Here is a 14,547-nt window from a genome sequence, read left to right as displayed (position 1 = left end):
AACATAAATATAATTTTTACAAGCAATAGATTTATCGTTTAGCTTTTACAAACAGATGAAGATAACAAAGTGTTACTAATAGCTGACAACGAAATAAATAAAAACGAAATTATAACATCAAATTTTAAGATATTTGCAACCCAGCATTTTGCTGTTTTTAAATGTAGAAGCAAATCTACCCAGAAATACAAATAGTTTGAAAAACGATATCAATATAAAAAATAAAAGAGCATACTTTGACTATAATTTACTTGATAAATATGTGGCAGGTATTGCACTTTTGGGAACAGAAATAAAAGCCATTAGACAAGGTAAAGCCAATATGACCGATGCGTTTTGCATGTTCATAGGCGGAATTTTGTATGTTCGAAACCTTCATGTTTCTGAATATAGTCATAGCTCCTTTTATCATCATGATATAAAAAGAGATAGAGCATTACTACTTCAAAAAAAGGAAATCAGAAAACTTCGTCTTAAGGGTGAAGAAAAGGGTTATACCATAGTGCCTTTAAGGATTTTCATTAACGAAAGAGGTTTCGCTAAAATGGAAATTGCGTTGGCCCAAGGTAAAAAGGAATTTGATAAACGTGATAGCATTAAGGATAGAGATACTAAACGTGAGTTAGATAGAGCATTGAAAAGATAGTCTATAGTTAGCAATTTTCAGTTCAGTTTGAACTGAAAATTGCTAACTATTACCATGCCTGATCGCCCACCAAAGGCACAAATCTAAACGTATCTAATATTATTTTATCATAATCCGTTTCACTTACTCTAATAACGGTAACCATTTTTTGCGTGCTTTCATCTCCAACAGGGATAACTAAAATACCTCCAATTTTCAATTGTTTCAATAAAATCTCTGGAACAAGCGGGGCACCAGCGGTAACAATTATTTTATCGTAAGGAGCATGTTTTGCAATTCCCTTTGAACCATCTCCACAGTAAAATGTTGGTCTGTAGCCCATGCCAGGCAATACCTGAATGGTTCGGTTATAAATGTTCTCTTGTCTTTCGATGGTAAAAACATTTGCACCAAGTTCCATTAAAATACATGTTTGATATCCGGAACCAGTTCCGATTTCTAAAACTTTATCACCTTTTTTAATGTGTAACAACTCACTTTGATAGGCAACAGTGTAGGGCTGCGAAATGGTCTGTCCATCACCAATTGGGAAGGCAATATCTTTGTAAGCCTGATTCCAGAAAGTCTCATCAAAAAAGAAATGACGTGGTACTTTGCCAATTGCTTTTAGTACATTTTCATCTTCAATTCCGCGAGATTTTAGGAGTTCAACCAACTTCTTTCTCGCGCCACGCTCTCGGTAATTATCAACAAATTTATAGGCCATGAAGTCTCAAAATTAGCTTTTTCAAGCGGTGATACAAGATAAAGAAATCAACATTAATATAACTTACAGTAAATCAAAACTAAAATCTTTGTCTTTTGACAAAGCAAATGCATCAATTGTGTGTATTAAGGAATTATCTTTACTTTTGAGTCCAATTACAAATTGAATTGCCTTCTTCTTTATGAAAAAAATTATACTTAGTGTTTTTGTTGCGTGTATTTCATTTTCAAGCTTCGCTCAAACTGGAGCGGACTTTAACTACTCCATAGCCGCTAGAGGTTTTAGTTTAATGCAGCTGCCCAAAATTTTAAACCAAACAAACACTCAGGATTACACCAAAATGTACGGCAATGGTGCAATTTTGAAATTTAACGACAATCAAATTAGCTATAGAATAAGTGGGAATTATTTTCGCGATCCGATGGTTCGTTTTCAAAATACTTGCGAAACCTGCGAAATAGCTAGTGGAAAAGTAACAGATTACTCATTCAAGATTGGATTTGAAAAAAACTTCAACTATTCAAGAATTCAACCCTATTTTGCATTCGATCTAGGATACAGATCAAACCGTTTTACAGGTACATTAACGCCTACAAATGGCTCAATAGGAACCACGAATCAATCAGCAGATGCTACAAAAAACGGATTAGTTATTACGCCCACTTTAGGCTTTAAGGTCAACATTATACCCTATCTATCAATCTTCGCCGAAAGTAGCTTAGATTTCTATTATTCTTACGAAAAACAAGATAGAACGCCTATAAATGTTGCAGATAGAACTGTAACTACATTTAACAAATGGGAATTTCTATTAAACCCCGTTTCTGCAGGTATTCAATTTAATTTTAATAGTAAAAATTAGTACGGATCTACATCAATTTGAGTAAAAACGCCTTTAAAATCTTTAGTAGCATTGAATTGCGTTAGTGTTTCACGAAGCGCATCTTTAACTTTTTGAATGGCGGTATGCTTGTCGGCTTTAATGATAATTTGTTTGATGTACAGATTACGTACACGGCTGATTAATGGCTGCTCCGGTCCTAATACACGTTTACCGAATTTAGCTTTAAGAATATTTGCCAATGTTAGTGCTGCATGATCTAATACATGAGAATCTTTATGTTTGACGTAAAGAAATATCATCCGAGAAAATGGCGGATATAGAAATTTATCACGCTCTGCTATTTCATCATTGTACATGCCTTCGTAATCGTTATTAACAACTTGTTTAATAATCCGATTATCGGCATCGTAAGTTTGAATGCAAACATTTCCTTGGTCAGCTCGTCTCCCAGCCCTTCCTGCAACCTGCGCTAACAGCTGAAAACTACGTTCATAAGCCCTAAAATCTGGATAACCCAAAAGTGTATCTGCGTTAATAACGCCAATCAAATTTAAATTATCGAAATCTAAGCCTTTAGCAACCATCTGCGTACCGATCAGAATATCCGTTTTCTTTTCCTGGAAATCGGTTAAAATTTGTTGCAAACCATTTTTTGTCCGTGTGCTGTCCATATCCAAACGGGCAATAGTAATATCTGGATACAGTAATTTTAGCTCCTCTTCGATACGCTCCGTTCCAAAGCCTTTCTGCTCTACGTGAACAGAGCCACATGCCGGACAAATATTAACGCTGCTCTGTTGAAAACCGCAATAGTGGCAATGCAGTTTACCACTACTTTTATGATAGGTTAAGCTTACATCGCAATTCACACATTTTGGAGTATAGCCACAGGTTGCACAAATTAAAATGGTTGCGTAGCCTCTTCTATTTTGAAAAAGAACAATTTGCTCCTTTTTTGATAAGGCAAGATCAATATCTTTAATTAATACGCTAGAGAAGTATGAAACCATGGTTTTACGCTTGGTTTCCTCAGCAATACTAACCACCTGCTGATTGGGTAATTGCACACCGCCAAAGCGATCCTTCATCTCAACTAACCCATACTTTCCTTGCAGCGCATTATAGTAACTTTCTAGTGATGGAGTTGCAGAGCCCAAAATAACCTTAGCCTGATGCAAATGAGCGAGATAAATCGAGGCATCTCTCGCCTGATATCTAGGAGCGGGATCATATTGTTTGTAAGATGGCTCATGCTCTTCATCTACCACAATTAATTTTAAGTGTTGAAATGGTAGAAATACGGCTGACCTTGCTCCAAGTATTACCTTATATGCGCCTGTCCTTACCTTATTCCAAATTTCAACCCTTTCGCTATTATTAAATTTCGAATGATAAACGCCAATTGCATTTCCAAAATAACGCTTAATACGCTCAACTATTTGAGTGGTTAAAGCAATTTCAGGTAATAAGAATAGAACTTGTCCATCAGTGTTTTGAATAATTTCTTCAATTAATTTAATATAAACCTGTGTTTTCCCCGAAGCAGTTACTCCGTGAAGTAAAACAACATCCTTTTCTTCGAACGATTGATTGATCAGATTTAAAGCGGTCTGTTGTCCGGTATTTAATTGAAAATTGACACTAAACTCTTCATCATGATTAGCTAACCTACTTACAGGACGTTTCATCACTATAAAAATCTCTTTATCTGTTAGTGATTTTAAGGCACTTACACCACAGTTGCTCTCTTCTAAAAGCTGTTCTTTAGAGATTGGAAGATTTAATTTTTGCAGTTTCAGATAGGCAAGTAAAGCATCAAGTTGTTTTGGTGCTTTCTCAAGAACGTTAAAAAGTTCCTTTAAATTCTCTTCATCCGTATAGAACTCATTTAAAGTCACAAACGATTTCAAAAGAGGTTTGTACTTTTGCACCACTTCTTCTGCCACCAGAATTAGCTCTTTTTCTAATAAATGATTTATGATTGGATAAATTGTTTTTTGACCTAACAATTTTGAAACATCATTTACTGTCAGTTTTGCTTGCTTTTTTAGCGCCGAAATAATTATCTCCTCTTTTTCGGTAAGTACAATCTCATCCGTAAAATCATCGCGAAGAACGAGTATGGTTTCGCTGGCAAGTTTCAAACTAGCGGGTAACGCCGCAGACATCACATCTCCTTCATTACACATATAATAATTCGTCATCCAACTCCAAAACTTTAGTTGGGTGGGGGTTACTACCGGCTCACTGTCAATTATATCGATTATATATTTCGCCTCATAAACTCCGGGAGGATTCTTAGAAATGGCACTGATTAAAGCGGTGTATATTTTATGCTTACCAAACTGAACAACAACTCTTTTCCCAATCGCAACCTGATCATTTAAATCAAATGGTACCCTATAGGTATAGTTTATTGCCAAAGACAAAGGCAAGATAACTTCAACAAAAAGTGTTTCTCTTTCTGCAAAAATATCGTTTCCAAAGCTATCCATTATTTATCTTTAAATGCAGCGAAGAACAGCATTATCCAACCTAAAACAAACAAAAGACCACCAATAGGCGTGATTGGGCCTATTAGATTGACAAAATCCAACTTTAACATACTTCGGGTTGCCAACAAGTACAAAGATCCCGAGAAGAGAACAATTCCGAATGTAAAACAGAAATAGGCAATGTTGATTAACTTGTTTCTATATCTGGCAAAAGTTGAAAGGTACAAAAGCGCAAAGGTGTGATAAAATTGATATTCTACCCCTTTCTGCCAAATTTCTATTGAGGGTTGATCTATTACGGCCTTTAAACCATGAGCACCGAAAGCGCCAAGTAAAACAGCCACTACGCCAAAAAAAGAAGCAGTAAGTATAATTCGTTTATTCATAGTTATTGCTTGAAGCAATCGCTAAATTAATAAAATGACATAGAACTTCGCTGTAATCAATGTAATAAATTAAATTTGTTGCACGCACATGAAAAAAATTATCATTTTAGCCATTGCATTATTTTTGGGTATTGCAGGGATGGCATATCTATATTTCTCAAAATTGGGCAATGAAAATAATGCAAAAGATTTAGCATTGCAATCTGCCACGAATAATGCTGCAATAGTATTTTCATTTCAAAATGATAAGGGATTTTATGAAATTATTAAAGCGCAAAACCTTATTCAGCAGGTATTAGGCGAAGATAAAATTCAATTACTGATTCAGCTTAAGGATTTAATTATTAACGATAATGCGCTAAATAAATTTTTTCAAGATCAGTATATTTATGTTAGCGTACTTCCAGACTCCAATAAAAACCTTAATTTTTTAATCACTGTTCAACTTAAGGCAGATGAAGACCTGAATAAATTTAATCAGGTAATCAAATCGAAAAACTACATTACCCCATTACAGAACGGGCAATATTCCTTGAAGCTTAAAGATAGTGTTTCTGCTTACGCAAATCTCAATGATAGAGTAATAACGCTGTCAACCTCGCTAAAACTTATCAATGATGCTGCTATTCGATTAGCTGAAAATCCTTTCACTGATTATATAAAAGGGAATAATGCTGTTAGCAGAAGTGCCTTGGCACAAATCTATATCAACTTTAATCATATACCACTGGTGCTAAAGAACATTTTGATTGGTAAATTAAATGGAAGTATTGAAGTTTTAAATAAGCAAAATGCATTTGCCTCTTTAAGTTACAATTTTAGCAAAGAGCGTATTCTTTTTAACGGCAGCACTACGTTAAAAGATGATTCTAGCTACCTCAAATTATTTGAACAAAGCGCAGCGCAGGCTACAAATATTCAAAATATCTTACCTGATAATACGGCAAATTATGCGATCTACGCATTTGATGATTATAAAACCTGGTTTAAAAACCTAAAAGCTCTACAGATTAAAGCCAATCAAATTACCCAGGCAGACCAAACGATTAGTTCAATTAAAAATGATTATAGAACAGATTTAAATTTAATATTTCCATTGTATGCTAAAAATCAATTTGCAACATTTCAATTAAGTACCAGTGAAAAACTGGGGGCAATACAACTTACTAATGGAGAGAAAGTGAAACAATTATTATTTGACGTAAGTACAGATTATAGTGATGAAATTAAAGTTTTTAAGTCTGCAAACATTCTTCAAGTATATTTTGGAGACGCATTTAAAAATTTTAATAAACCATTTTATGCCATTATCGATAATTATTTAATTGTGGCTAACAATGCAAGTACAATAGCATCCTTTTTAAACAGCTATAAAAACAATAGGTTAATGATCCAGAATCCTATTTACATGGATGCCATGAATCAAATCTCTACTACTTCGAATATTAGCTATTATGTAGATCTTCGAAAATCTGAGAATATTTTGAGAGATAATATTTCATCAAAATACTACAAACATTTTAGGGCAGATAGTGGCCTTAAAACTTTCGATACATTCTGCTACCAACTGATAGCCGATAAGAATAAATTCATCTCTAATGTACTATTAAACAAATATGTACAACAACCAATACCAGATTCACTTAGTATCCGTTAATAAGAAAACCAGCCTGAAAACCAATAGATTTATGAAGAAATTTTTACTTGCTTTACTTATAGTTGCTAGTTTTAAGGCTGCAAACGCTCAGCAATACGCCCTTTTTGGCACGAAAACTATGTTCGATGCTTTCGAGAATCCTTCTCAGAAATCGTTCACATTAGATTCCTCTCGCAAATTCTCCTCTAATTTTTTCATGCCCTATTTCGGCATTAATGCGGCAAACAAGGGTGAAGCAAATAACGTAATCAGGAGACTTGCTCAAACCGGATATCTTGATACGGAAGACTTACCCCTATTGAATGGTGATGTAAACCACTTTTACCAAAACAGCAGTATTTATGTTGCCACTTTCAGGTTATTTCATTCATACAAATACCAAAAAGAAATCGGCCTGGCGTGGCAAATTCGTTCTGATGCGCAAATTGATTACACCAATGAAACGCTTGCAATTTTTAATTCTCCCAATAAATTTCCAATCAATACTCCGTTACGTGGAATTTTCAATTCATCCGGATACCAACAATCTTATCATCAATTTAGTATAAGCTACCGCGAAAATTACAATAAGCGATTAGCCTTTGGTTTAAAAGCTAGTTTATTAAGTGGTATTTTGTACAATAAAATCGATATCACTGATTCGTATTTATATTCAGACCCAGAATCAAACACCCTCAATTTAGGGTTGGCAGCCAACTATAGAAGTAATTTTACAGAGGGAAGAGAACTCAGAAAAAAAACATTGCTTCCATTCAAAAATCCTGGATTATCGTTGAGCTTTGGAACGAATTATACCTCAAAAAAAGGTTTAATGTTGATGGCAAACATTAAAGATTTGGGTTTTATTTGGTGGAGAAAAAGTACTCAAGAAACAATCGTCAACTCATCGAATATTACGATAAATACTTTTGCAAATCGAAACAACATTAATAATAGCATTACCGATATATTTACTGAGGCTCAGGAAAGCAAAAAATTCCTTGCTCCAACAAATGCAAAGATTGATCTATATGTTTCAAAAATATATGGCTTCTACAAACCTTCGTTTATTGTGTCGAAAAGTCTTTTTTACAAGGGTGGAGATATTGCTTTGGTTAACACCTTTAATTATAAAAATTTCTCTGGAAGTGTTACGCCACTTTACAACCTTAACAATATTTTTATGGTTGGTTTACAAGGTAAATATCAAACGCCAAACTTCGAAATTTTTCTTGGATCAGACAATTTAGTTTCTACTGCCTATACTACTAAGGGCATAATATCCAGCAATGGAAGTACCGGATCTTCTACTAACGGAGTCGGCGCTTCAGTATATATGGGTATAGGGATTAAATTTGGAAATGTTGTCAATCACCCCCAGTTCAGCGATGTGATGCCTGGTATAAATGACAATGAAGGGGGCAGTTTCTTTAAAAATCTATTTTCAATTTTTAAACGGAAGTAACCTAAACTTTCTTTTTTGGTTGCGTAACTACGAAGTCTTTTAAATAAAAAGGTTCGAAATACGCTACGTCTTCAAAATTTTGCGCTTGAAATGCCTGGTATGCTAAACCCGAAATATACTTTGCAGAGTTAAAATTATTATCGTTGAAAATCGCATTTTGATGATTTAAAGTTTCCTTACATTTTGCAGCTCCATCTCCTAAAAAAGTAATTTCATTTTTCTGGAGCAATTCTGAATAACTATTTTCATCGATTATTTTAGCAGAGGTTGGCTCCAAAACATTCAAATTGCTATCAAAAACAGCGCTGTAAACTTCCATTCTTCGGGCGTCAATCATAGGGCAAATTAGTCCAGCGTATGTCGGGTTTTCAGTCATAAAACCATTAGCCATCATTTCTAGCGTTTCAACAGCAATCAATGGCTTATCTAATGCATAACAGAGCCCTTTTGCTGTAGACACGCCTATCCTCAAACCCGTATAAGATCCTGGGCCTTTGCTAACCGCAATGGCGTCTAAATCATTATAAGTGAAGTGAGAAGACTTAATCACCTCATCAATAAATAAAGTAAGGTTACTGGCGTGCAAGTTTTGACCAATCTCTTCTTTGGTAGAAACTGTTACCCCATCAATCGATAAAGCTACAGAACAAGCCTGTGTAGCTGTTTCTATTTGAAATATTTTAGCCATGTTACATGAGTTATGGGTTTAAATTGTTTTCTCCGAAGGTTTAATAAGTTGATTTTTTTGTTTTTTTCTGCATCAAAATCCACGATTCTCAATGTTTTTGCATTCAAACTGGTAACTCGCAAGCCATAACTCGCAATTGATAACTAAAAGTTACGGAACAGGGTCGTGTCCATGTGCGCCCCATGGATGGCAGCGACCTATACGCTTTAAGGCCATCCAGCCACCTTTAAATGGGCCAAATTTCCGAATAGCCTCAATCCCATATTGCGAGCAAGTTGGGGTAAACCTACAATTTGCGCCAAGCGTAGGCGAAATGGCATATTGGTAAATCCTTATCAACCCCAAAAAAAGCGAACCAAATATATTATTAATGAACTTCATTTGGCTGAATTAAAGTTTTAAAGCGCTTAAAAGTTGACACCAATTTTTTTTGAATAAAAATAAATTCATACTTCTCCTTCCCCACAAATTGGATGGAAAAAAGCAATAATCCTCTATCATCAGGTAATTGACTGTAAAACTCTTCTTGTTTATTTAGTCGGTAAGCCTCGCGAATGCGGCGCTTGAGCAGGTTGCGATCTACAGCTCGTTTATATCTCTTTTTAGGAACATTAATTACTACCTGCGCCGGAACATGAGCAGCTTCATTAATAAACAGGTAAGAAATACGAAAAGGATATAATAAAAAAGAAGAACCTTTTTTAAACAGCAGATCTAAATGTTTTCTGCTGCATAACCGTTCTTCTTTTCTGAATGTGTACATATATTTTGATTGATAATTGCAGATTTTGATCTGCCGATTCCGATTAATCGGAAAAGCAATCAAAAATTATGCTTTATGCTTGCGTTCGTCAGAAACTGTTAATCTTTTTCTTCCTTTAGCACGACGTGATGCTAATACTCGTCTGCCGTTAGCTGTTGCCATTCTTTCGCGGAAGCCGTGTTTGTTTCTTCTCTTTCTTTGCGAAGGTTGGTATGTTCTTTTCATGACTGTATATTATCTTATTATAATTTCAAAATTAAGAGGTGCAAATATAAAGCGATTTCTCTATAAATGCAAGTCTGTTTAGTTTTATTTTTTATTTGAAAAGCAAATGTAGTAATTCTTTTTAAAATTCAGTCCCGCCCCCGCTTCTGCCGGCAGAAAAAGCCGGCATTTCGCTTCGGTCGGGTTTATTTTATATTGGCCACTACAATAATGTAATGATATCCTACACGCGATAATTCATAAAACGTTCCTACGGAACGAAACGATTGCAAAACAATTTTTGCTACCGAGGAGGCGCCCTACTGGACGGTAGTAAATTAGCTCTCGGTATAAAAATATCATTTTTCAAAACACTCCGAGAAAATTATTTCTCATCTCATTGGAAAAAATCATCGATAGAAAAAATCTATGAACAGTTTGCTTCTTTCATCCAGTAGAAACGTTTTGTACCCATAATCGACAATCTTAAGCGCAACAAAGATCGACCAAATTAAAAAAAAAAGCATTCGGGGTTTTATGTAAAAATACAGCTTAGCTGTACACCGCAAGAAAAATGTCCCCCCCGTAACGTAGCGACGACTCAACCGTAGAAAAAATCTATGAAACGTTTCATTTTTCGTTCCTTAGGAAGGTTTTGTGTGCAAAATCGACAATCTTAAGTGCAACAAAAATCGACCAAATTGAAACAAAGTATTCGAGGTTTCATTCTAAAACACTGCCTAGCTCAACACCGCAAGAAAAGTTGCTTACCGTCCCGTAAGGACGACTCATCGGTAGAAAAAATATATGAAGGATTGTTTGTTCGTTCCATAGGAACATCTCTTGTTTATAGTTCATCTGAAACAATCTTAAAGAGAATTAAAAGCCATGCCAACTAAACCTGGTTGTAGTGGAAATCCTTTTTGGTACACCCAAAAACCTATTCTAAGCTGCCATTCGCAAAAAGATTGAAACTAAAAACAGGACTAACGATATGTGTTACGATGTGATTGCTTTCCAAAAACTATTGTTTATCCAGCCTGAAAATTACCACAGCGATAAACATAAAGAGATCCGAGATTACAAGCCCAACGCTGCTTTCAATTTTATGTATCCAGTTTTACTCACTGGCAGCCAGATATCTGATTTGAGCAGCACCACGTAACTATCTTTCTCCTTTAATTCGATTTTTGTAACCTGAGCAAGGTTAATAATATAAGAGCGATGAATACGGATAAATTGGCCTGGATCAAGAGTTTGCTCAAAGTAAGCCATCGTTTTATTTTTATAGAAAACACCGTCTGCTGTACTTAACTTAACATAATCATCATCAGCCTCAAGGTAATTGATATCTCCAGTTGGAATAATTTTAATTACGCCATCCTTTTTAACTACTACTCTATTATTTTGTGCAGGACTCAAAGCAGCGGCATCCAAAACAGCTTCCGTATTTTCTGTTTGATTTAATCTGGAAGGCAGCTTTTTGATGGCAGCATCAAAACGTGCCTTATCAATTGGTTTGAGTAAATAATCAACGGCATTAACTTCAAAAGCTTTAATGGCATATTCATCAAAAGCAGTTGTAAAAATTACAGCGGGCTTATCTTCAACCAATTCCAGCATTTCGAAGCCACTAATTTTTGGCATTTGAATATCAAGAAATATTAAATCGGGCTTATGTAAAGTGATGGCTTTTAATCCCTCGAAACCATCGCAACATTCAGCAACAACTTCAATTTCAGGATGATCGGTAAGATAAAATTTAACAATATCTCTCGCTAAAGGTTCATCATCAATTAATATCGTTCTGATCATTTTTTTGTGGGATTTTTAGAGTGGTAATATATAAATTATTTGCCTCAATTTCGGTTTGCAGCAAATGCGGATTTGCAAATAACAAATATAATCTACGTTTAATAGCCGTTAAACCGAAGCCAGTTCCTCCTGCGGCTTTCATCTCCGGATCGAAAGGATTTTGCACCCGCAGCTCCAGAATATTACGATCAACTGTTACATCAACCTTGATAGTTATACCGGCAGATGTATTGTACAAACCAAACTTAATGGCATTTTCTACAATCGGCTGTAGTAAAGTTCCCGGCAGACATAAATTCAAAGTATCGTCAGCTACATTTACCTCAATATTTAAGCGATGGCTAAAACGTACCTTTTCAATGTCAAGGTAAAGCTGGATATATTCCATTTCTTCTTCTACAGATACCCACAATTCGTCATCTCGTTTTAAGGTTCCCCGAAGAAAAGAAGCTAACTTGGTAATCATTACACCTGCCTCTTTAGGGTTTACCATTGTAAGCGCAAATACCGAATTTAAACTATTGAACAAAAAATGGGGTTGCAATTGGTGACGAAGCTTGTTTAGCTCGGCTTCTTTTGCCAAACTTTTTGCCGCCGAAAGCCTTTCGTGTGTTTCCGATTGTTCCTCCAGTCTGTACCATAAAATATTGGCCAATGCACACCAGCCCAAACACATAAAGGAAATTAAACCACGGAAGGCAAAAGAAAAATTATAAAAATCCAAATACTCCTTAAAATCTGGAAATATGTATAGCATCGCATATTTTGCAGCATAAATAATTACGAACGTAAGCGCCAATGTAATGATGAGCACATACAATATTCGTTCGTTTTTTGGCTGATAGTAGCCCAGCATATTACTTATGGCAATGCAGGCCATCACCAGTAAGAAATTACTCAAAAAGCTATCTGCAAATGAAATTAACCAAGAAAAATTCACCACATAATGTAGGCCAACAGCACATAGAATAAACCAAGCGACAGCTATAGCTGCAGAGGTTTTTTGAATTTGTGGGATGGATAGAGGTCTAGTTGTCAAAGCGTTATTTGTTTAGGTAATGATAAACGAAGTAAACGACCAGAAAATCTCTGATCATTTACTTTTGATTATGGTTTTAAAAACTTTTGATTTCGATTCCCCCGAAAAGTACAGTTCCATCTAAAACTAAGGTTTTCTGCATTTGATCTATCGGCAACATGTGCCCCCTCTTGTCTTCTACACTACCAAATATTGCTGTAACATTAGATTGTATTGCCCAATTTGGTGGCACAATTAATTTGATACCTCCAAAAACTGCAGTTACATCAATCACCGCAGAATCCGTAAAGTCAGCTTGTGTCATTATAATATCCGATCCGCCGAAAACTGCAGTAACATCTCCTCCTTTAAAATTTTTAGAATAAACGGTTTGATTTGATCCCCCAAAAACCGCTGCGACATCAATTATGTCATTTCTATTTGCTTTCTTATCTGCTTCTTCATCAAGATCTATCTCATCATTTACACCAAACTGATTCTTAAGTGCACCTTTAAATGATTGTTTCCTTTTTAGCGTATCCTTTGGTTTAAAAATTAAAAAGCCACCAACAATTACTAAACCTATTCCCAGGGCGTATTTAGATATATCGAAATCGAAGCCCATGTCATCTACCGTTTGGTATACGCCAAATAAAATAAGAACAAGCCACCAAACGCCCCTAAAATTTTTTCTTACACCAATAAACACCCCAAGCGCAATTAGAAATGTCCAAAAGCTAAATACCCAACCTGGAATATTCAAACCCAAATTATCTAGTAAAAATGCTAGCCCAATGATTAATATGATGGAACCACTCCAAACTCTACCCGAGTTTTTGATGTGATTATTTTCATTTACATTTTCCATGTTTTCATTTATTTAATATTCAAAAGTATTTATAAATTAAAAGTTAACAACTGTTGTTTTCTTCAGCATGCGCAGAATGGCGGTAAGTGGTATCATTTCATCGGCGAAAAATATTTTCTTATTTTGAGCACATGAAATATTTACTATTTATAAGCTTCATTATTTTCAATTATGATGTATTTGCCCAAGATTTAATATCACACTATAAAGTTTATGATGTTAAAAAGCAAAAAGTAATTTCTTTAGATGAAGTAATTACCGACATGCATAAGGCTGATGTTTTATTTTTTGGAGAAGAGCATAACGATTCAATAGGGCATATTTTGGAATTTATTATTTTCAAAAAATTAGCTGAACAATTCCCTAAAAAAACCGCTCTTAGTTTAGAAATGTTCCATACCGATATTCAACCCATAGTAGATGAATATCTAGCCGACTTAATATCAGAAAAGAATTTCATTAAAGAAGGAAGGGCGTGGTCAAACTACAAAGACTATAAACCCTTAGTTGAATATGCCAAAAAAAACAAGCTTGCTGTAATTGCCGGCAACGCCGCCACTCGCTATAGCAATGCAGTGACCAAAAATGGGTTGACTGTTTTAAGTGGCTTTCCTAAATCATCCCTAAACAATTTGGCACCTCTCCCTATTGATACGGCTACCGGAAGATATCTGGAAAAATTCACTGAACTATTGGGAGGGCATAGCATGGGTTTGATAAAAGTCTATCAGACTCAAAATTTTTGGGATGCTACCATGGCTTGGTCAATCGCTAAGTTTGCGAAAGCAAATAAAGGAATTAAAATTCTACAACTAAATGGCCGATTTCATAGCGATGAAAAGCTTGGAACATTGGCCAAACTTCAAAAATATGCTCCAACGCTAAAAATTCTTAATATTTCTTCATTCAGTGATGAAAATTTTGAGAATCCGAAGTGGGAAAAACATCGAAACCTTGGCGATTATATTGTAATCACGGATCCGAAAGTGAAAAGAAGTTTTTAAAAACAAAGA

At 35.2% G+C, this 14,547-nt stretch carries 15 protein-coding genes; 5 read left to right on the top strand and 10 right to left on the bottom strand.

The annotated features are described in order from the left end of the window. Positions 1 to 196 precede the first annotated feature (196 nt). A complete protein-coding gene (gene smpB, locus OQZ33_RS16665) occupies positions 197 to 646 on the top strand; it encodes an SsrA-binding protein (RefSeq protein ID WP_056850421.1) in 450 nt (149 codons plus the stop codon). Positions 647 to 695: 49 nt separating this feature from the next. Here smpB and OQZ33_RS16660 read toward each other — a convergent pair whose 3' ends face one another. Beyond that, complete coding sequence (locus tag OQZ33_RS16660) at positions 696 to 1,352, bottom strand: protein-L-isoaspartate(D-aspartate) O-methyltransferase (protein WP_265800243.1); 657 nt, start codon at positions 1,350 to 1,352, stop codon at positions 696 to 698. 181 nt (positions 1,353 to 1,533) lie between these two features. Between OQZ33_RS16660 and OQZ33_RS16655 the strand changes: the two genes are divergently transcribed. After that, a complete protein-coding gene (locus OQZ33_RS16655) occupies positions 1,534 to 2,214 on the top strand; it encodes a hypothetical protein (RefSeq protein ID WP_265800242.1) in 681 nt (226 codons plus the stop codon). Here the strand turns inward: OQZ33_RS16655 and priA are convergent. Both priA and OQZ33_RS16645 read right to left on the bottom strand, forming a co-directional pair. Beyond that, positions 2,211 to 4,691 (bottom strand): replication restart helicase PriA, encoded by a 2,481-nt coding sequence (priA, locus tag OQZ33_RS16650; protein ID WP_265800241.1) that lies wholly within the window; start codon positions 4,689 to 4,691, stop codon positions 2,211 to 2,213. The two genes, OQZ33_RS16655 and priA, sit on opposite strands and share 4 nt — an antisense overlap. Continuing rightward, positions 4,691 to 5,077: a DUF423 domain-containing protein gene (locus tag OQZ33_RS16645; RefSeq protein WP_265800240.1), complete on the bottom strand. Its 387-nt coding sequence runs from the start codon at positions 5,075 to 5,077 to the stop codon at positions 4,691 to 4,693. Before OQZ33_RS16645 ends, priA begins: the two co-directional genes overlap by 1 nt. Before the next feature lie 88 nt (positions 5,078 to 5,165). Between OQZ33_RS16645 and OQZ33_RS16640 the strand changes: the two genes are divergently transcribed. Together OQZ33_RS16640 and OQZ33_RS16635 are read left to right on the top strand one after the other, a co-directional pair. Then, positions 5,166 to 6,734, top strand: coding sequence for a hypothetical protein (locus tag OQZ33_RS16640; protein WP_265800239.1), 1,569 nt, complete (start codon positions 5,166 to 5,168; stop codon positions 6,732 to 6,734). Positions 6,735 to 6,765: 31 nt separating this feature from the next. Continuing rightward, positions 6,766 to 8,178: a DUF5723 family protein gene (locus OQZ33_RS16635; protein WP_265800237.1), complete on the top strand. Its 1,413-nt coding sequence runs from the start codon at positions 6,766 to 6,768 to the stop codon at positions 8,176 to 8,178. 1 nt (position 8,179) lies between these two features. Here OQZ33_RS16635 and tsaB read toward each other — a convergent pair whose 3' ends face one another. The 7 genes from tsaB to OQZ33_RS16600 form a co-directional block, all read right to left on the bottom strand. Further along, entirely contained in the window at positions 8,180 to 8,866 is a 687-nt protein-coding gene (gene tsaB, locus OQZ33_RS16630; RefSeq protein WP_265800235.1) for a tRNA (adenosine(37)-N6)-threonylcarbamoyltransferase complex dimerization subunit type 1 TsaB, read from the bottom strand. Between the two features lie 150 nt (positions 8,867 to 9,016). Then, positions 9,017 to 9,247 carry a membrane protein insertion efficiency factor YidD gene (gene yidD, locus OQZ33_RS16625; RefSeq protein ID WP_265800234.1) on the bottom strand — a complete coding sequence of 77 codons (231 nt, stop codon included), beginning with the start codon at positions 9,245 to 9,247 and terminating at the stop codon, positions 9,017 to 9,019. Next, complete coding sequence (locus OQZ33_RS16620) at positions 9,234 to 9,629, bottom strand: ribonuclease P protein component (RefSeq protein WP_265800233.1); 396 nt, start codon at positions 9,627 to 9,629, stop codon at positions 9,234 to 9,236. The genes yidD and OQZ33_RS16620 overlap by 14 nt, the downstream gene beginning before the upstream one ends. A 66-nt stretch (positions 9,630 to 9,695) precedes the next feature. Beyond that, positions 9,696 to 9,854, bottom strand: a complete 159-nt coding sequence (gene rpmH / locus OQZ33_RS16615; RefSeq protein ID WP_010601723.1) for a 50S ribosomal protein L34 — start codon at positions 9,852 to 9,854, stop codon at positions 9,696 to 9,698. A gap of 1,059 nt (positions 9,855 to 10,913) precedes the next feature. Further along, complete coding sequence (locus OQZ33_RS16610; protein WP_265800232.1) at positions 10,914 to 11,648, bottom strand: LytR/AlgR family response regulator transcription factor; 735 nt, start codon at positions 11,646 to 11,648, stop codon at positions 10,914 to 10,916. Further along, positions 11,626 to 12,687 carry a sensor histidine kinase gene (locus OQZ33_RS16605; RefSeq protein ID WP_265800231.1) on the bottom strand — a complete coding sequence of 354 codons (1,062 nt, stop codon included), beginning with the start codon at positions 12,685 to 12,687 and terminating at the stop codon, positions 11,626 to 11,628. The genes OQZ33_RS16610 and OQZ33_RS16605 overlap by 23 nt, the downstream gene beginning before the upstream one ends. 76 nt (positions 12,688 to 12,763) lie before the next feature. Next, positions 12,764 to 13,534: a LiaF transmembrane domain-containing protein gene (locus OQZ33_RS16600; protein WP_265800230.1), complete on the bottom strand. Its 771-nt coding sequence runs from the start codon at positions 13,532 to 13,534 to the stop codon at positions 12,764 to 12,766. Positions 13,535 to 13,665: 131 nt separating this feature from the next. On the opposite strand from OQZ33_RS16600, the gene OQZ33_RS16595 reads away from it, so the two are divergent. Beyond that, positions 13,666 to 14,538 (top strand): ChaN family lipoprotein, encoded by an 873-nt coding sequence (locus OQZ33_RS16595; RefSeq protein ID WP_265800229.1) that lies wholly within the window; start codon positions 13,666 to 13,668, stop codon positions 14,536 to 14,538. Positions 14,539 to 14,547 lie beyond the last annotated feature (9 nt).

Origin of the sequence: Pedobacter sp. MC2016-05 (assembly GCF_026239735.1) — a bacterium.
Classification (GTDB): Bacteria; Bacteroidota; Bacteroidia; order Sphingobacteriales; family Sphingobacteriaceae; genus Pedobacter.
This window is presented reverse-complemented; position numbering and strand designations above follow the sequence as displayed.